At 73.4% G+C, this 18,589-nt stretch carries 14 protein-coding genes; 7 read left to right on the forward strand and 7 right to left on the reverse strand.

The window, feature by feature from the left end; all coding sequences use genetic code 11:
• The first annotated feature begins 7 nt into the window (after positions 1-7).
• The 4 genes from EDD40_RS44470 (at position 8) to EDD40_RS26790 (ending at position 11,112) form a co-directional block, all read left to right on the forward strand.
• A complete protein-coding gene (locus tag EDD40_RS44470; RefSeq protein ID WP_170185208.1) occupies positions 8-6,184 on the forward strand; it encodes a WXG100-like domain-containing protein in 6,177 nt (2,058 codons plus the stop codon).
• Positions 6,147-6,698 carry a hypothetical protein gene (locus EDD40_RS26780; RefSeq protein WP_246037825.1) on the forward strand — a complete coding sequence of 184 codons (552 nt, stop codon included), beginning with the start codon at positions 6,147-6,149 and terminating at the stop codon, positions 6,696-6,698. Before EDD40_RS44470 ends, EDD40_RS26780 begins: the two co-directional genes overlap by 38 nt.
• Positions 6,695-8,197, forward strand: a complete 1,503-nt coding sequence (locus EDD40_RS26785; RefSeq protein WP_123745371.1) for a TNT domain-containing protein — start codon at positions 6,695-6,697, stop codon at positions 8,195-8,197. The genes EDD40_RS26780 and EDD40_RS26785 overlap by 4 nt, the downstream gene beginning before the upstream one ends.
• Positions 8,198-8,280: 83 nt before the next feature.
• Positions 8,281-11,112: a TNT domain-containing protein gene (locus tag EDD40_RS26790; protein ID WP_148088923.1), complete on the forward strand. Its 2,832-nt coding sequence runs from the start codon at positions 8,281-8,283 to the stop codon at positions 11,110-11,112.
• On the opposite strand, the gene EDD40_RS26795 is transcribed toward EDD40_RS26790, so the two are convergent.
• On the reverse strand, positions 11,109-11,696 hold the full coding sequence (locus tag EDD40_RS26795; RefSeq protein ID WP_123745373.1) for a pentapeptide repeat-containing protein: 588 nt from the start codon (positions 11,694-11,696) through the stop codon (positions 11,109-11,111). The two genes, EDD40_RS26790 and EDD40_RS26795, sit on opposite strands and share 4 nt — an antisense overlap.
• 155 nt (positions 11,697-11,851) lie before the next feature.
• On the opposite strand from EDD40_RS26795, the gene EDD40_RS26800 reads away from it, so the two are divergent.
• Both EDD40_RS26800 and EDD40_RS26805 read left to right on the forward strand, forming a co-directional pair.
• A complete protein-coding gene (locus EDD40_RS26800; RefSeq protein ID WP_123745374.1) occupies positions 11,852-12,841 on the forward strand; it encodes a malate dehydrogenase in 990 nt (329 codons plus the stop codon).
• A 55-nt stretch (positions 12,842-12,896) separates the two neighbouring features.
• Positions 12,897-13,706 (forward strand): inositol monophosphatase family protein, encoded by an 810-nt coding sequence (locus EDD40_RS26805; RefSeq protein WP_123745375.1) that lies wholly within the window; start codon positions 12,897-12,899, stop codon positions 13,704-13,706.
• Positions 13,707-13,731: 25 nt separating this feature from the next.
• On the opposite strand, the gene EDD40_RS26810 is transcribed toward EDD40_RS26805, so the two are convergent.
• On the reverse strand, positions 13,732-14,637 hold the full coding sequence (locus EDD40_RS26810; RefSeq protein ID WP_170185209.1) for an NAD-dependent epimerase/dehydratase family protein: 906 nt from the start codon (positions 14,635-14,637) through the stop codon (positions 13,732-13,734).
• A gap of 79 nt (positions 14,638-14,716) precedes the next feature.
• On the opposite strand from EDD40_RS26810, the gene EDD40_RS26815 reads away from it, so the two are divergent.
• Positions 14,717-15,415 (forward strand): TetR/AcrR family transcriptional regulator, encoded by a 699-nt coding sequence (locus EDD40_RS26815; protein ID WP_246037826.1) that lies wholly within the window; start codon positions 14,717-14,719, stop codon positions 15,413-15,415.
• Here EDD40_RS26815 and EDD40_RS26820 read toward each other — a convergent pair.
• From EDD40_RS26820 to EDD40_RS26840, 5 genes are all read right to left on the reverse strand, one after another.
• Positions 15,337-15,561: a DUF1918 domain-containing protein gene (locus tag EDD40_RS26820; RefSeq protein ID WP_123745377.1), complete on the reverse strand. Its 225-nt coding sequence runs from the start codon at positions 15,559-15,561 to the stop codon at positions 15,337-15,339. The genes EDD40_RS26815 and EDD40_RS26820 overlap by 79 nt on opposite strands.
• 67 nt (positions 15,562-15,628) lie before the next feature.
• Positions 15,629-16,024, reverse strand: coding sequence for a bacteriophage spanin2 family protein (locus tag EDD40_RS26825; RefSeq protein WP_123745378.1), 396 nt, complete (start codon positions 16,022-16,024; stop codon positions 15,629-15,631).
• Between the two features lie 38 nt (positions 16,025-16,062).
• A complete protein-coding gene (locus tag EDD40_RS26830) occupies positions 16,063-17,019 on the reverse strand; it encodes an ABC transporter ATP-binding protein (protein WP_123745379.1) in 957 nt (318 codons plus the stop codon).
• The gene (locus tag EDD40_RS26835; protein ID WP_123745380.1) at positions 17,016-17,813 is read right to left on the reverse strand and encodes an ABC transporter permease; all 798 of its coding nucleotides are present in this window, start codon (positions 17,811-17,813) and stop codon (positions 17,016-17,018) included. The genes EDD40_RS26830 and EDD40_RS26835 overlap by 4 nt, the downstream gene beginning before the upstream one ends.
• Positions 17,806-18,507 carry an ABC transporter permease gene (locus EDD40_RS26840; RefSeq protein ID WP_246037827.1) on the reverse strand — a complete coding sequence of 234 codons (702 nt, stop codon included), beginning with the start codon at positions 18,505-18,507 and terminating at the stop codon, positions 17,806-17,808. The genes EDD40_RS26835 and EDD40_RS26840 overlap by 8 nt, the downstream gene beginning before the upstream one ends.
• Between the last annotated feature and the right edge of the window lie 82 nt (positions 18,508-18,589).

The raw sequence follows: 18,589 nt of genomic DNA on the forward strand, positions 1-18,589 counted from the left end.
CACTGCGGTGGGCATCGAGATCCCGGGCGAGGTCACCTGGCTCTTCCCGATCGTGGTCGGGCAGAGCTGGCCGGAAGGTGACGAGACGGCGCTTCGGCGGATGGCCGACGCCTACCGCACGGCCGCGCAAGGCGTGAAGTCGGTCATCGACGACGGCAACGGCGCGGCGTCCACCGTGTACGCGAGCCAGACCGGTGAGGCCGTCAAGGCGTTCGAGGAGTACTGGAAGAAGTTCTCCGGCGGTGACGACTCCTACCTGCCGAAGCTGCAGAAGATCTGCGAGCAGTTGGCGGAGAGCTGCGACAACACCGCGCTGGAGGTGGAGTACACCAAGCTGTCGATCATCGCGTCGCTGATCGCGCTGGCGATCGAGATCGCCGCGCTGATCGCCGCGGCGTTCGGCACGTTCGGCGCGACGACCGCCGGCATCCCGATCGCGCAGCAGGCGACGCGGCTGATCGTGCAGTTCACCTTCCGCCAGCTGATCATCGCGATCCTCAAGGAGGTCGCGATCTCGGTCGGCATCGACGCGGCCATCCAGGCGATCCAGGTGGCGCGCGGCGACCGCGAGTCGTGGGACTGGGGCAAGACCACCGAGGCGGCGGTGTCGGGCGCGGTGTCCGGGCTGGTCGGCGGTGTGTCGGGCGGGCTGAAGTTCCAGGGCGGCGGGCTGGCCGGGCAGGTGGCGGTCGGCGCGACGCGCGGCGCGGTCGAGGGCGCGGTGTCCACGGTGGGCACGGCGGCCGCGATGGGGCAGGACATCTCGGCGCGGGACGTGCTGATGGGCGCGTCGGCCGGTGCGGTGTCCGGCGGGATCGGCGGGGCGAAGGAGGGGATCTCCGTCGAGGCGCCGCGGATCAACGCCGGTGGACCGGACGGCGGTCCGCCGAACCTGGGTCCCACGCCGGGTGGCGTTCCCGGTGGTGTGCCCGGTGGTGCGCCGGGGGGTGTGCCGGGAGGTTCGCCAGGGGGAGCTCCGAGCGGGCCGCCGGTGAGCCGTGACGGCCTGAACCGGCAGCCGGCCGGGACGACCGCGGCTTCGTCCGTGGCCGCGCCGCCCGCGCCGGGGCCGAGGGTCAGCGCGCCGCCTTCGTTCGGCGGGGATTCCGCCGGGTCTTCGCCCGGTGGTGCTTCGGCGCCTTCGGCCTTCGGCGGTGCTCCGACCACCGGGGCGCCCGGTGGGCGCGGCGGCGCGTCGGTGCCGACGTCGCCCGGTGGTGGTTCGACCGGGCCTTCCATCGGCAGCCGGCTGGGCACGGCTCCCAGCGGCCCGACTCCCGGTGGCCCGACTTCCGGCGGCCCGACTCCGAGCAGCGCGCCCGGTGGTTCGGGTTCGGCCCCCAGCTCGACGCCGGGCGCTGCCGCCGCCCGGGTGCCGGGTGGGGTGCCCGCCGGCGGGCCCGCGTTCACGCCGGGCACGAACGGCGGTCCGCCGAACGGGGTGAGCGCGGCCCCGGCTGCGACGCCTCCCGGTTCGTCCGCCGCGCCCGGCCTCCGGCCCGGCGGTCCCGCCGCCGGTGGTGCTCCGTTCGGTCCTTCTTCGTTCGCCGGCCCGACGCCTGGTGCGGGTGCGCCGGGGGTTGGCTCGCCGGGCAGTGGTGTGCCGGGTGGCGGTGCCACGCCTGGTGGTTCGACGGCTGGTGGTTCACCGCTGGGTGGTTCGACGCCCGGTGGCCCGACGCCCGGTGGTGCCACGCCGGGTGGTCCCGTGCCTGGTGGCTCGACTCCTGGCGGGGCTCTGCCCGGTGGTGCCACACCGGGTGGTCCGACGCCCGGCTCGGTGCCGGGTGGTCCGACGCCCGGGGCGGTTCCCGGTGGTGCCACACCTGGTGGCGCGACGCCCGGTGGTCCGGTGCCCGGTGGTTCGGTGCCTGGCGGCCCGGCTGCTGGTGGTCCGGCTGCTGGTGGTCCGACGCCGGGTGGCGTGCCTGGTGGTGGGGCTGCGCACGGCGGGCCGGTCGCGGGCGGTGTGGTCGCCGGTGGGATGCCGCTCGGCGGAGCTGTGCCCGGTGGTGCTGCTCCGGGTGGGTCGACTCCTGGTTCCGCGCCTTCGGGTCACGCGCCTGCCGGTCCTGCGCCTTCTGCTTCCGCGCCTGCTCCTTCCACGCCTGCCGGTTCGCCGCCGGCGGGTGCGCCGATGGCGGGTGCGGCCGGAGGTGTCGCGCCTCCGGCCGGTGGCGCGCCCGCCGGCGGGCGCGGGCCCGCCGCGCCTGCGGCCAGTGGCTTCACCGCCGACCCGGCCGCTCCTCCCGCGTCCTCCGGCTCGTCTCCCGCCCGGGATCAGCACGGGCGCGGGAACGACGCCGTCAACGCCAGCTCCTTGACCGGGGCGCCGGTCCAACCGCTGCCCACGACCGGTCACGGGTCGTTTCCCGAGCAGCGTGGGCCCGCGTCCACCACGCCGCCTCAGACCTCCGCGCCGGCCCCGCAACCCGGTGGGTTCGGGCCTCAACCCGGTGGCTTCGGACCGCAGCCCGGTGGCTTCGGACCGCAGCCCGGTGGGTTCGGGCCGCAGCCCGGCGCGCCCGCTCCCGCGTCCGCGGGTCCGCAACACGGCGCACCGGCCAGGCCGGAGGCGTCCGCCCCGACCCGCACGCCGGAGCCCGCGGCACGGTCGGCCCAGCCGACCACCGCGCAACCGCCGACGGCTCCGATCCGCACCGACGGTCCCGCTCCCGCCTCGCGCGGCACGGACGGTCCGACGCCGTCGAGCGACGGGCCCAAGCCGGCCGCCGACGCGCCCAAGCCGGACAGCGCCCCGGTCGACAGCACGCCGGCCGGCAGGACCCCGACCGACACCACGCCGTCCGACACCACCCCGTCCGACACTGCGGACAACACCCCCGGAACCGACAGCACCGACCGGACCGACAGCACCGAGACGCCGAGCGACCTGGTCGGCGAACCCGGTGACGAGCACACCCCGGCGGCCGGTCACGAGTGGCCCGCCGAGACCGACACCAAACCGGCCACCGGCACCGACACCAAGACCGACGCCGGCGCGGACCCGTTCCCCGAGAAGAACGTCTGGAACCAGCCCGCGGGCGTGGTGCCGGGCTTCTCGCAGGACGGCCCGTACGTCCCCGTCCACGAGAGCACCGGTCCCACGGACCAGTCCGTCGGCACGTACGACCAGCGCGCCGCCGCCCTCATCGAGCCGACCTACCAGCCCTACGGCCCGCACGGCGACTACCAGTCGTTCCGCGACGCCCACTCCAAGCCCGACGGCAGCATCGACTGGCCGCCGAACCAGGGCGCGGACGGCCCGCGCGTCGTCGTGGAGCTGCCCGCCGGCACGGTGCTCGACCGGTTCGGCAGCCCCAACGGCGACTTCCTCTCCCCGCTGCGCCCGGACGGCCAGGCGTACGGGTTCGGCGAGCGCGCGATCATGCCGGACAGCCTCGGCAAGGGCTACCACGTCTACGTCCTGGACGCCCCGCTCACCGTCGAGCTGGCCCAGGTGGCGCCCGCGTTCGACCAGAACGGCGGCGCGCGCCAGCTCCAGCCCGTCCTCGACGGCGCCCTCGCCGACCCGTCCACGGGCCAGATGAGCGTCCAGCGCCTGATCGACCTCGGCGTCCTGCACGAGGTCAGCGTGCCCCCGGCCGACGGCCGCGTGCTGCCGCCCGACTTCGGCACGTTCGACGGCGACGGCAACGTCCGCACGCCCGACCCGGTGTCGGTGGCCGACGCGCGGAACGGCGCGTTCGACGACTACACCTCGGCCGACCCGCCGGCGAACCTCACCCCGAACCCCGACCTCGGCCCGGTCTCGCACCACGGCCCGATCCCGCTCGGCGAGGTCTCCCAGCGCGTCGACCAGGCGATCCGCAACAGCCAGGTCACCGACTCGGGTGTCGCGCTGCACACCGAGGACCGCCTGCGCGACCTGGCCGGCCGGATCCCCGCGAACGAGAACCACGTCGTCCTCGACATCCACACCGACGGCGACGGCGTCCGCATCGGCGACACGCACTACACCCGCGCCGAGCTGGTCGAGCTGATCAACAACCACCCGGACCTCGCCGACCGGCCGATCATGCTCGTCGGCTGCGACGCGGGCGCGGGCGGCGAGAACAGCCTGGCCGCGCACGTCGCCCGCGAGACCGGTCAGCAGGTCATCGCGCCGGACACCCTGGCCTGGTCCGACCGCGACGGCAACGTCTACGCCAGCCGGCCCGACGAGTCGGGCGCCGGCCCGAAGCTCCCGCCCGACGGCGGCTGGCACGCGTTCGAGCCCGACGGCACGCACGCGCCGGCCGGCGAGAACGGGATGCCGCCCGGCCACGAGCCCAAGGGCGACCTCGCGACCGACGGCCAGGAGCACCGCGGCCGGCTCGACATCGAGCCGCAGGTCCAGCAGCCGTGGACGGCGCCCGAGACCTCGCACGAGCAGCAGGTGCGGCTGCGCGACGACCAGTCGCTCTTCCAGAGCGGCCAGGACCTGCCGAGGGACACCCGGATCACGGTCCAGGGCGAGGACGGCAACGTCCGCACCGTCGTGCACGTGGACGCCGACGGCAACGTCCACGTCGACGCCATCGCGCCGAACACCCGGCTCGGCGACAACCCCGAGGTCCGGCACCCCGCGCCGAACGCCCACTACCGCGTCGAGCTGGGCCACCGGCACGACGTGTTCGTGGCCAACGCCGACGGCACCCGCCAGACCACCCAGGACACGATCAAGATCGGCGACCGGACCGTCACCGTCGACCGCGCGGTGATGATCGAGCCCGTCCCGGAGCCCGCCAACGGCCGCCAGAGGATCGACCGCGACCACCCGCTGGCGCCCAGGCCGCACGAGGCGTTCACCGCGCGCACCGACCTCCCGCCGAACACGCGCATGGAGGTCCACGACACCGATGGCACGTACCGCGGCACGGTGCAGACCGACGCGGACGGCAAGCCGAGGTGGGTGGCCGCGCCGGACTACCTGTCGACCGACGTCCGCAACCCGGAGGTCCAGCACACCTCGCAGGGCACGAACTACAACATCGACCGCGGCCCCCTGCACCAGGAGTTCACCACCAACGCCGAGGGCCACCCTCAGCACGCGGTGGAGCGCACCGAGCCCACCACGACCAGGCAGTCCCCGGTCACGGACCTCAAGCAGGGCGAGCCGTTCAGCCGGCCCGGCCAGGTGCACGACGCGAGCACCGAGTACGTGGTCACCGACGAGCACGGCCAGCACCGGGGCCGGTTCCTCACCGACGAGTCGGGTCACGTGGTGTTCGAGGACACCCACTCGGGTCAGCGCAGCCGGGTCAACACCGAGATCACCCAGGCCCCGGCGGACGCCCGGGTGACGTCCGACGGCTTCTACGGCCTCGGCAAGGCCGAGCACCCCGCGCAGACCTGGCCCACGCCCGCCAACGGCGAGGTCCGGCTGGCGATGCAGCGCACCAAGACCGACGACGGGTACGTCTACTCGGTGAACGTGGTCAGCGGCGACACCAGCGGCTGGACGCCGGAGCAGCGCGCCGCGGTGACGAGGCCGTTCTCCAACGCCGACCCGTTCGCGGGCCGCGCCGACCTGCCCGCGGACACCCGGTTCGTGCTGGACGACCACAAGAAGCAGGGCTACGGCACGTTCCAGACCGGCCCCGACGGCGCGGCCTCGCACGTGCACACCTTCCGGCCGTTCAGCCCGGACCTGAACAACCCGCTGCCCAACGCGGTGCTGGTCGCCGACAACGACGCGTGGCGCGGTCGCACCAACGGCGACGGCGAGACGGTCGCCACGACCGGCCGGCCCGACCTGAAGTCCGGTGGCGCGATCCGGCGCGACGGGAGCGCCCAGATCGACGTCGGCAACCACGGCGAGGTCGACGGGGACGGCAAGAAGCTGTCCGACGGCGGGCACCACCAGGGCAACGAGACCGGCGGTCCCGGTGAGGCGGCGAACCAGTCGAGCCAGCAGCGCGACCAGAACCAGGGCAACGAGCGCCCGGCGTTCGTCACCGCCGAGACCTGGCACCGGATGGAGCGGGACCGCGCGAAGTTCATGAAGTCCGGCGGTACGGTCGAGATGATCGACACGTTCGCCCTGCGCGACCCGCTGCAACGCCACCCGCACACCTACCAGACGCGGTGGCGTGTGACGCTCGCCGACGGCACGACCGAGATCTACGTCAGGAGCTACCCGAATGAGCACAACGCAGCCCTCTGGCCGGCCGAGTTCTGAGCAGCGCCACGACGAGCTGCTCCAGCACATCGGCGGCATGCTGCTGGACGCTGCTCCGGACGGCTTCCGGCGGATCGACCTGCTGGTGCGGATGACCGTGGCCGTGCAGGACGCGACGCTGAAGGTCTACCTGCCCGACGGCGCCACCCCCGAGGTGATGCCGCCGGAGGGGCTGAACGCCGCGTTCCAGGAGATGCGGCAGGTGCTGTACCAGCCGGGCCGCGGCACGTGGTTCTCCGCGCGCTGCGTGGTGAACGCGCCGGTCCGCATCGACATCACCTACAACTTCGACCACGACCCGCGGTTCGACCCGCCCGTGCCTGCCGCGGACTTCGCCCGCGACCTCCAGGTCTTCCCCCGTGACGAGGCCTTCGTCCCCGACTGGCTGCGCGCCAAGCTGGTCGAGGCGGCAGGCGACCCGCGGGAAGACCGGCCTGCGGGAACCAGCCCCGAGGGAACCAGCACCGCGGGAACCAGCCCCGAGGGAACCAGCACCGAGGAGCAGAACGCATGACCGCACCGCAGCTGGACGTCGAGGACCAGAACGCGATCCTCGGCTCCGTCACCACCCTGCTGGTGCAGCGACTGCCCGGCGACTGGGAGCAGCTCTTCGTCGACTTCCGGATGGTGGGCAGCCACCTGGAGACGCAGGTCTCCGGGCTGACCATGTACGGCTCGTCGTTCGACTGGGAGCTGCCGCCGGAGGCGCTGCCGTTCTTCGTGCAGCTGCGCGACGGCATGGCGCGGCCGGGTCACGGCACGTGGTTCACGCTGAAGTTCCACCTCGTGCACCCCGACACGTACTCGGCGGAGTTCGACCGGGACGCCGAGCCGGACTGGACGCGGCCGCCCGCCGAGCGGCACTACGCCGAGGAGCTGGAGCTCTACCCGCGCGACGACGACGCGATCCCGGCCTGGCTCCGCGACCGCGCGGGACTCGGCTCCGCCGAGGCCGGGGTGATCGCCGCGCCGCTGTTCGACGGGCCGGACCCGGTCGCGCACGACCGGCCGGCCGTGCACCCGCAGGAGCTGGACGACGTGCTGGCCTACCTGGAGAACGCGCCGGTCGTGCTGGCCGCGCGCTCCTACGGCCCGGACGCGCTCAAGCCGGACGCCACCCCGTCCGTGCCGCTGTCCTTCCACACCGACGGCACGTGGGTGTGGCCCGGCGGGGTGGCGTACTACCTGCGCAACCACCACGTGCCGCCGGTGCCGCAGCTCGTGCAGCACATCCGGGACCACGGCTACGCCGTGCCGCCGGTCACCGCCGAGGCCGAGCGGGCGGCCTCCGCCGTCGCCACGGGGCAGGCCGAGGGCGCGCCCCTGCCGGAGCACCGGCCGCGCGTGGTCACCGAGGTCGACCAGCGCGCGCTCGACCACCTCAAGGAGCGGCTGGACCACTTCGGGGTCGACCCGTCCGAGTACGGGATCGTCGAGCCGAAGCCCGACGCGCTGGTCGTCGAGCCGGCGCCGGGACCGACCGGCTGGCAGGTCCAGTTCTGGGACTCGAGCCGCGGCCCGCACGGCCGGCCGCGCGTGTACGAGCACGCGGTGGACGCGGCGAAGGTGCTGCTGGCCGAGCTGCTGTGGCGGGCCGACCTGGACCGCACGCGCGCGGCGGCGGAGACGGGCGCGTTGGTGCTGCCGGTCGCGGACATCCAGCCGATGCCGGACGAGCCGCCGCTGTCGCTGTTCCGCGACCGCGAGAACGTGGTCATCCCCGTCGGGGCCGAGATCGACCGGTTCGGCGCTGAGCTCGGCAACCTCGTGTACACGGCCGGGACCATGTTCGGCCACCGATCGTTGCCACCGGATTGGCTGAACCGCCGCTACCACGTGTACCGGGTGCAGAAGCCGGTGCCCGCGCTGAAGGGCGTCGCGGTGCCGTGGTTCGGGCAGGTCGGCGGCGGCACGGGCTTCTTCCTGGCGAGCTCCGTGCGTGACCTGTTGGCCGACGGGAGCCTGGTCGAGGTGCCGCCACCGCCGGTCCAGCAGCCGCAACCGGGCGTCTAGGCACGGTCGCACGGCGTCATTACTCCGTTCGGCTCAGCGGGGTCCCGTGCGGGCACGGGGAGTCGCGGGGGAAGATGTTGCACGTGTCCGAGCTGAAGCCGCTGAACCCGACCGAGCAGGATGCGCTGGTCAAGCAGATCGGCCTGACGCTGATGCGGGCCGCCCCGGAGGAGTGGCGGCACGTGACCGCGGAGTACCGCGCGACCGGCCGGTACTTCGAGCTGGCCGCCGAGGTGCGCACCGCCGACGGCGCCCTGCGTTCCTGGTCACCGCCCCAGGAGGTGGCCGGGCTGTTCTCGCGGCTGCGCGCGGGCATGTACCGCGACGGCCGGGGCAGCTGGTCCAACGCCCGCTACCAGCTGGACCACCCGTCCAGCTACAACCTCGACTTCGACCGCGCCGAGCCGTCCTGGACCACGCCACCGCCACCGCAGGCGTACCTGGACGAGATGCGCTTCTTCCCGCGCACCGACGACAACGTGCCGGACTGGCTGCGCCGACGGCTCCAGCAGGCGCCGCCCCCGCCGCCGCCGGCCGACCAGTCGCCGCCGCTCCGGGCGTTCCGCACGGCCCGGGTGTTCGACGGCGCCGGTGCGGGCGGCCGACCCTCGGTGAACCGCCCGCCGGTCGCCGAGGCCGACCACGACCTGCTGCTGAGCTACCTGGACCGGGCCCCGGTCGCGGTGCTCGGGCGCGGGTTCGACGCGGACGTGCTCAACCCGGACGCGCCGTCGGTGGTGCCGGTGGCGTTCCAGACCGACGGCCACTGGATCTGGCCCGCCGCGGTCGGCTACTACCTGCGCGCCTACGGCGTGCCGCCGGAGCCCGAGCTGGTGGAGCGGGCCAAGGCGCTGGACTTCGTGCTGCCCGAGGTGACCGAGGAGGCGCGGGTCGCCGCCGCCGCGAACCTGGGCGCGCCCGCCGCGCCGCAGGGGGCCGAGCTGCCGGTCGCCGAACCCGCGCCCGCGCCGGCCGAGCCGCCCGCCGAGGTGGGCGCGACGGTCGCCGCGCCGCTGCCCGAACCCCTGGCCGACGAGCCGCGGCCCGCCGAGGCGGTGTCCGGGCGCGCGGACGTCGAGGAGACCGCGAACCTCACCGAGCTCAAGCCGGACGTGATCGAGTACGCCCAGGAGGGCCCGCCCTACCGGGTGCGGTTCGACGAGGACGGCCCGGTGATCGACGACCGGTACCGGCGCGAGTCCTACGTGGACGGGATGGACCTGTTCGCGCCCGGCGCCTACGAGCGCGAGGGGGACGAGGACCAGCGCGAGCTGAACGACACCCAGACCTGGAACCCGTTCACCGACGAGGAGCCGGAGTCCGGGCCCGCCGAGCGGACCGGCGAGGTCGAGGCGGTCGGCGCCGAGCCCGCGCACGACCACGCGCCGCACGACCACCCGCCGCACGACCAGGTGTCCCACGACCAGCCGCACGACCTGCCGCCGCACCAGCCCGCCTACGACCAGCCCTCGCACGAGCAGGCGTACGAGCAGCAGCCGCACGAGCAGGCCGAGCACGAGCCGCGGCCGGTCGAGGAGCGGGCGTCCGAGGTCGACGCGCGCCACCCCGCCGACGAGGCCGAGGTCACCGCCGAGTTCGAGGTCGACCAGGCCCGCCTCTACACGCCGGAGCACGTCGAGGAGCAGGGCTTCGCCGACCGGGACGAGTCGCGGTTCGAGGAGCCCGCCGAGCAGGCGTTCACCGAACCCGACGAGCCCCTGTTCGCCGAGCAGGCCGACGACCGGCGTGAAGTCCGGCACGAGGACCGGCACGACGAGCCCGAGCCCCACTTCGCCGACCGCGACCACCACGACGACCACCGGGACGACCGCGACCACCGCGACCTCCAGGACGACCGGGGCCTCCGCGACGACCGCGATGACCACGCCGAGCGCGACGACCGCATCGAGCGTGACGAGCACCCCGAACCGGCCGGCCAGCCGCAGTTCGTGGAACAGGTCCCGCCGCCGTTCGCGGACCAGGCGACCCAGTTCGCCGAGGCCGTGCAGCCGTTCGACGACGTGTCCCCGGCCCCGGCGCCCGTGCCGAGCCTGACCTCGCCGCCGGTCCAGCCGCCACCCCCGGTCCAGCCGCCGTCACCGGCCGAGCCGCGGCAGGTCACGCCGGAGGAGGAGCGCGAGCTCTCGGGCATCCGCCGCGCGCTGGACGAGCTCGACGTGCCGCCCGCCGCCTACCGCTTCGGCGAGCCCGCCGACCGCGCCTGGCTGCTGCGCACCGAGGGCCCGGACTGGGAGGTGTCGTGGTTCGACCACGGGCCCACCAACCCGGTCCGCTTCGACCGGCTGGAGGACGCCGCCGCGTACCTGACCGGCAAGCTGGTGCTCACCAGCCGCCGGCCGCAGCGACCGATGCCGCCCCCGCCGCCGCCGCAGCAGCGCCCGCGCCCGCCGATGAACAACGGCTTCCGCGAGGAGCCGCCGCGCCGTCCCGCGCCCCCGCAGCGCCCGCCGGTCGAACCGCCCGTGCCGGCGCAGGCGCAGCAGGGCGCGCCGCAGCCCTCGGGCGCCACGACGTCCACGCAGGAGCCCAGGCCCCAGCGGTCGTGGCCGATCAACCCGATGAACGGCGAGCCGCCGCTGACCCTGTTCCGGCACAAGACGATGGTCGAGCTGCCCGCCGGCGTGGAGGTGGACCGCTTCGGCGAGGGCGAGGGCAACCTCGTCTACGCGGCGGGCACGCCGTTCGCGCAGCGCTCGCTGGTGCCGTCGTGGATCAACCGGCCGTACCACGTGTACCGGCTGCGCCGACCGGTCGAGGTGCTGACCGGCGTGGCCGTGCCGTGGTTCGAGCAGCCCGGCGGCGGCACGGCCTACCTGATGCCGAAGACGATCGACGACATGATCGCGGACGGCCTGCTGGTCGAGGTCGCGGGCCAGGAGGCCCCGGGCCACTAGCCGACGCGCAACCCGTGCGCCGCGGCGAAGGCGACGGCCGTGTCCAGGTCCACCCGCGCACCGCGCAGGGTGGCTTGGGCCAGCCCGTCGGCGTCCAGCCGCGCGCCGCGCAGGTCCGCGCCCTCCAGCCGGCAGCCGCGCAGCCGCGCGCCGGTCAGGTCGACGTCACGCAGGTCCGCGTCGCGCAGGTCGGCGTCCTGGAAGTTGGCCTCCCGCAACCGCAGGCCGCGCAGCGACGCCTTGCGCAGCACGGCGCCGGACAGCCCGACCAGCGTGAGATCGGTCTCGGTCACCGTGATCGGCCGCAGCGCGCAGTCCAGGAACATCGACCCCAGCCACGAGCACGACGTGAACTCGGCGGAGGCCAGCACGGCCCGGGTGAACCGGCAGGAGCGGAACGCGGTCGCCCGGTGCGCGGACCCGCCCAGGTCGGTGCGGTCGAACGAGCAGTCGGTGAACGTGCACCCCGAGGTCGCCAGCCCGCGCAGGTCGGCCTCGGTGAAGTCGCACCGGACGAACGACCTGCCTTCCCACTTCTGCCCGCACAAGACCGCGTCGGAGTAGTCCTCGCCGATGATGTCCACTGTCACACCTTGTCATCGCCGCCCAGTTGGTAACCTCCGACCTGCCGGGCAACCCGCCCGGTGCGCGGTCCCGGAGTAGAGACCGCCGCTGACAGGTCGTCAGCCTGCCTAGTGGTCGTGCCCGAGGACTGAAGCCACAACATTCGGGAAGGCACATGACCCGCACGCCCGTGAACGTCACCGTCACCGGTGCGGCCGGCCAGATCGGCTACGCACTGCTGTTCCGCATCGCCTCCGGCCACCTCCTGGGCCCCGACGTCCCCGTCCGCCTGCGCCTGCTGGAGATCCCGCAGGCCGTCAAGGCCGCCGAGGGCACCGCGATGGAGCTGGACGACTGCGCGTTCCCGCTGCTGTCCGGCATCGACATCACCGACGACGCCAAGACCGCGTTCGACGGCGTGAACGTGGCGCTGCTGGTCGGCGCCCGCCCGCGCACGAAGGGCATGGAGCGCGGCGACCTGCTGGAGGCCAACGGCGGCATCTTCAAGCCGCAGGGCGAGGCGATCAACGCGGGCGCGGCGGACGACGTGCGCGTGCTGGTCGTCGGCAACCCGGCCAACACCAACGCCCTGATCGCCCAGCAGCACGCGCCCGACGTGCCCGCCGAGCGGTTCACCGCGATGACCCGCCTGGACCACAACCGGGCGCTGTCGCAGCTGGCGAAGAAGCTCGGGGTGTCGGTCACCGACATCAAGAAGCTCACCATCTGGGGCAACCACTCGGCCACCCAGTACCCGGACCTGTTCCACGCCGAGGTCAACGGCCAGGTCGCGGCCGAGGCCGTGAACGACCAGGCCTGGCTGGAGAACGAGTTCATCCCGACCGTCGCCAAGCGCGGCGCGGCGATCATCGAGGCGCGCGGCGCGTCCTCGGCGGCGTCGGCGGCCAACGCGGCCATCGACCACGTCCACGACTGGGTCAACGGCACGGCCGAGGGCGACTGGGTGTCGATGGCGATCCCGTCGGACGGCTCCTACGGCGTGCCGGAGGGCCTGATCTCGTCGTTCCCCGTCACGGTGACCGACGGCGAGTACTCGATCGTGCAGGGCCTGGAGATCGACGACTTCTCCCGCGCCCGCATCGACGCCTCCGTGGCCGAGCTGGTCGAGGAGCGCGACGCGGTGAAGGCCCTCGGCCTGATCTGAGTCGAACCGCACGAGAGGGCCGCCGCCGGTGGCCCTCTCGTGGCATGTTCGGTGCATGACCCAGTGGCCCGTGCCCCTCCCGAACCTGCCCGCCGACGTGCACCCCGCGCTCGCCGCCACCGCCATCGCCGCCTCGGCCGCCTACGACGGCGCACGCCGCGGGTTCACCCGCGGGCAGCTGCGCGAGGAGGTCGCCGACGGCGCGGACGGCACGCCCACGATGCGGGTGGACGCGATCGTGGAGGCCGCGATCGCCGAAGCGGCCGCCGAGGCGGGCGCGAACCTGCTGTCCGAGGAGGCCGGGTTCATCGACAACGGCTCGGCCGCCACCCTCGTGGTCGACCCGGTGGACGGTTCCGCGAACGCCGCCATGGGCGTGCCGCTGTCCTGCTTCGCGGGCGCCCTGGTGATCGACGACCAGCCGGTCGAGGCGCTCACCGTCTGGTTCGACACCGGCCGCGCCTGGTCGGCGCACGCGGGCAGGCCCACGCCCTACCGCACCACCGGCCGCACGGCCCTCAAGGGCGCCTCGATGTGCATGATGCGGCCCAAGCGCGGGAGCGAGGACGCCTGGATGCGCGTGGCGAACCAGGCGGAGCGCATCCGCATCCTCGCCACCACGTGCCTGGAAGCGGTCCTGGTCGCCGAGGGCGCGGTGGACGCGTTCGCCGACCCGGGTTCGGACACCCACCGCCTGATGGACCTGATCGCCGCCCTCGTCACGGTGCCCGCCGCCGGGGGAGCGCTGCTCGACCTGCGCGGCCGGCCGCTGACCTTCGACGTCGACCTGTCCCGCCGCTGGTCGGGCATCGCCGCCGCCACGCCCGCCCTCGCCGACGAGCTGATCACCACCATCCTGGGCTGAAACCGTTCCCAGGTTGCCGTTCCGCTCATCCCCGGTACCAGCGGGCGGTCTCCTCGATCGCCTGCTCGTGCGGCGTCACCGGCCACGGCCCGAACGCGGCCTCGAAGGCGGAGTGGTCCACCACCCACGGCGCGGTCCGCTGGTGGTCCATCTCGCCCGAGCCGCGCAACCGCCGGTCGAACAGCGACCCCACCTTGACTCCCCACGCGGGCAGCCGCACCGGTGTGCGCGCGTTCCCGAGGACCTTCCCGGTCAACGCCACGAACTCCCGCACGGTCAGCGTCTCCGCCGCCGGCGCGTGCCAGACCTTCCCGTCCGCCCGCTCGTCGTCGCCGAGCGCGATCTGCGCCCGCGCGGTGTCGCGCAGGTAGGCGAAGGTGTGCGGCACGTCCAACGGCCAGAACCACGTCGCGGCCTTGCCCGCCGCCATCGGCTTGATCAGCAGCTCGCCGGGCAGCGACCCCGTGCCACCAGGCCCGTAGTAGTCCGACGACCGGCCGGTCGCCACCGGCACGGCCGCCGCCCGCAAGCGCTTGCCCAGCTCGCTGCGCAGCTTCTCCTTCGGGCCCGCGGGCCGTTCCGGCGTGTCCTCCGCCACCGCGCCGGACACCGGCCCGTACGCGTAGAGGTTGTCCGCGTAGACGATCTTCGCCCCCACGGCCTCCGCCGCCGCGACGGTGTTCTCCACCATCGTCGGCAGCAGGTCGAGCCAGTTCGGGTACGGCACGTTCGCCGCGAGGTGGATCACCGACGCGCCCCGGACCGCCTCGATGGTCGACCGCCGGTCCAGCACGTCGCCCCGCACGTCCTGCGCGCCGTCCGGAACTCCACCCGAACGCGTGACGGCCCGAACCTCCCGGCCGGCCGCCACCAGCTGCCGGGCGATCTCCCGGCCGATGCCCCGACCCGCTCCCAGCACGACCGCGGTCATGACGCCCCCTCGTATCACTCTCTCACTTATGTTAGATGTTCTAACACACGTTAGAGTGCCTGCGTCAAGGAGGGCAGCCGTGGTCAACGTCCGCCGGGAGCGGTACCGCGAGGAAACGAAGACCGAGGCCAAGCGCATCGCGCTGGAGCAGCTGGCCGAGCAGGGGATCGCCGGCATCTCGGTCAACGCCATCGCCAAGCGCATGGGCGTGACGGGACCGGCGCTCTACCGGTACTTCGCGGGGCGCGACGACCTGCTCAACGAGCTGATCCGCGACGCGTGGCACGACCTCGCCGACACCGTCGAGGCGACGGTGACGGCCTCCGAGGGCGCTTCACCACCCGATCGGGTGCGTGCGTTCGCGGAGGGGTTCCGGTCGTGGGCCGTCACCCAGCCGCACCGGTACCTGCTGCTGTTCGGCACGCCGCTGCCCGGCTACCACGCGCCGCAGGACACGGTCCTCGCCGCGCACCGCACCATGAGCGCGCTGCTCGTCGTCCTGCCGCGCGAGGGTTTCGCCACGGCCGGGCAGTCCACACTGGACGCCCAGCTCGCGGGCTGGGCGGGCGCGCGCGGCGAGGGCGACGTGCCCCCCGCCGTGCTGCTCACCGCCGTGCGTGCGTTCACCAGGCTGCACGGCGTGCTCAGCCTGGAGGTCTCCGGCCAGTTCGGGCCGATGGGGATCGACCCGGCGCTGCTCTACCGCGCCGAGGTCGAGTCCTTGATCCTGGGTGACTCGGGGGTCCGGGGCTCGACCAGGCTGTCGGGGCCGGGGTAGACCAGCCCTTCGTGGCCGTCGGAGAAGCGGACCCGATACGGGGGCGCACCTTCCCGGCCGCGCACTTCGAGGATCTCGCCGACCGTCTCGTCGAGACCAACCGCGCGGCTGTGGATGTGCAACCGGTCGCCTACTGTCGCGTGCATCTGCAACACCTCCGGTGCGTCACAGCGTAGGACTGTTCCGAAGGTACCGACAGCCTGACGTTTCCGCTCAGGCGCAGGCGCTGGACAGCTTCGCCACCTGGTCCAGCTTCTGCTGCGACCAGGTCGCGATGTTGGCCGGGTTCAGGTCTTCCAGGGTCACCTTGCCCATGGTGTCGGAGACGCCGGTGATGGCGTCCTTGAGCGTGGTGTCACCGGCCTTCGCGGCGAGCGCGTTCAGCTCCTCGGCCTTCTGCTGGGTCTCCTCCAACGCCTTCTGCGGGTCGGTGGCGTCGGGCGTGAAACCGGCCAGCTTGAGCGCGTCGATGCACAGCTGCGCCTTGTCCGCGGCCGCGCCGACCTGGTTGGCGGTGTCCGAGGCCTGCTGCACGGCTTCACAGCCCGAGACCGCGGCGGCGAGTCCCAGGGCCAGCAAGAGGGTGGCTACCGGACGACCTGCGCGCATGGGGTGCTCCAGTTCTGAGTTGACCGTTTCGTCCGACTCTACCGACGCGCGTACAGCCGACGCACCACGTCGTCGATTTCCGGCTCGACGACCACCAGGTCGTGCACCTCCGCCCGTGCGGCCACGGCCGAGATCAGTGCCGCCGCCGTGGTCTCGGCCCGGCGGAACGTGAGGTGGTGTCGCACACCGTTGAGCTCGACCCGGCTCGACGTCACGCCGGGCAGCCCGGCCAGCTCGGCGCTCGGCTGCTCCAGGTCGACCACCAGCACCCGTTCCGGGGCGACCTCGGCGCGCAGCTCCTCCAGCGCGCCGTCCGCCAGCACCGTGCCGCGGTCGATCACCACCAACCGGGGGCACAGCCGCTCGATGTCGTCCAGGTCGTGCGTGGTGAGCAGGAGGGTGGTGCCCCGCTGCGCGTTGAGGTCGGCCAGGAACTCCCGCAGCCGCTCCTTGGACTCCAGGTCTAGCCCGATCGTCGGCTCGTCCAGGACCAGCAGCTCCGGCCCGTGCAGGAGGGACGCCGTGACCTCGCCGCGCATCCGCTGCCCGAGCGACAACTGCCGAACCGGCGTGTCCAGGAACGGCCCGAGGTCCAACAGGTCGACGCACTCCCGCAACCGGCCGTCGTAGTCGCCCTTCGGCACCCGGTAGATCGCCCGCAGCAACTCGAAGCTGTCCCGCAGCGGCAGGTCCCACCAGAGCTGGCTGCGCTGGCCGAACACCACGCCGATCCGCCGCGCCAGCTCCCGCCTGCTCCGCGAGGGCTCCACCCCGCACACCCGCACGTGCCCGGACGTGGGGACCAGGATGCCGGTCAGCACCTTGATGGTGGTGGACTTGCCCGCCCCGTTGGGCCCGACGTACCCGACGGCCTCGCCCGCCGCCACGTCGAACCCGACCGCGTCGACGGCCCGCACCACCCGCTTCTCCCGCCGGAACCGGCCGACCTTGGTCGACACCGTGAACTCGCGACGCAGGTCGCGCACTTCGATCATGACCCAGTCCCCCGGTAGTGCCGAACGGCCGTCCGCCACACCAGACCGGCCACGACCGCCGCCGCGAGCGCGACCAGCGGGGAGATCCACCCCAGGAACGCCGGCCCGCCCAGCGGGTCGGGCCGGCCCAGCAGCGCGAGGCCGGGGTAGTAGGCGACGAACGCGCCGGGGATGACGAACGCGAAGAACCGCCGCAGCCACGGCCCGTAGACCGTGGCGGGGTAGGAGGTGAACGCGTTGCTGCCGTACGTGACCGTGTTGGCCAGCTCCTGGCCGTCCACGATCCAGAAGCACAGGGCGTTGGCCGCCACCCAGATGGACGCGAAGATCACCGCGCCGCTGAGCGGCGCCAGGACGACCAGGCCGGCGGTCCACACCGACCACGCGATGTCGTTGTGGCTCAAGGCGTAGACCAGCGCGCCGACGCCGGCGACGATGCGCCCGACCTTCCGCAGGTGCAGGTCGGAGGCCATCATCTGCGCCAACGTGCTCAAGGGGCGCAGCAGCAGCACGTCGAACGTCCCGGTGCGGATGCAGGTGGGCAGCTCGTCCAACTGCCCGGCCACCATGTCGGCGATGCCGAACGCGGTGCCCGCGATGGCGTACACCAGCACGACTTCCGAGACCGAGAACCCGCCCAACGCGCTCACCCGGTCGAACAGCACCAGGATGATCACCAACTCGGCGAGCTGGTTGACGGCCTGCGCGAGGCACTGCAGGAGGAACGACGCGCGATAGGACATCTGCCCGCGCAGCCGCGCGCCGACCAGCTTCGCGTACACGCCCTCAACCACCTTGGACCACCACCTTCCGCACCGCCCGGTTCAGGGCCAGGTGGCCCGCGGCCAGCACGGCGACCGCCCAGAACGCCTGCCCGGCGAGGAAAGGCCACGGCGAGCCGCGTTCGAGGAAGATGTCGATCGGCGCCTGCAACATGGCCGCGAACGGCGTCGACCACACGATCGGCAGCGCCCACCCGGGGAAGAACGCGAGCGGCACCGCCAGTCCGCAGAACAGCCAGGTGAAGGCCGTGTAGAGAGCTTGGACGCCGCGGTTGTCCAAGAGCCAGAACGTGGTCGCGTTCAGCAGGAACCGCATGCCGAAGCTGACGGTCAGCGCCAGCGCCACGCTGACCGCGAACACCGGGGCCGTGCCGATCGAAGGCCACCGGAACGGGAAGAACAACGCGCCGAACGCCACCGGCGGCGCGAGCCGGACCAGCACGGCATAACCCGCCCGGCCGACGTCCTCGGCGAACAACGCGAACTGCAGGTGCCACGGGCGGTAGAGGTCGACCACCACGTCACCGCTGCGCACCCGATCGGCGAGGCGCTGGTCGCCCCAGAGGACGACGACGGCCATCAACCCCTGGCCGAGCCAGACATAAGTCGTCGTGGCGGCGATGTCGTAGCCGGCGATGGGGCCCTGCCCGACGGCTGCGATGAGCACCGCCATTCTGAGCAGCCCGAAGGCCACGTTCGTCGCCATTCCGGCGACCATCGCCTGTCGATAGGTGGAGTACCTGCGGAATCCGGCCAGCGCTAGGAAGGCGTAAGCGCGCACGTCTGTT

Source organism: Saccharothrix texasensis (genome assembly GCF_003752005.1).
GTDB lineage: Bacteria > Actinomycetota > Actinomycetes > Mycobacteriales > Pseudonocardiaceae > Actinosynnema > Actinosynnema texasense.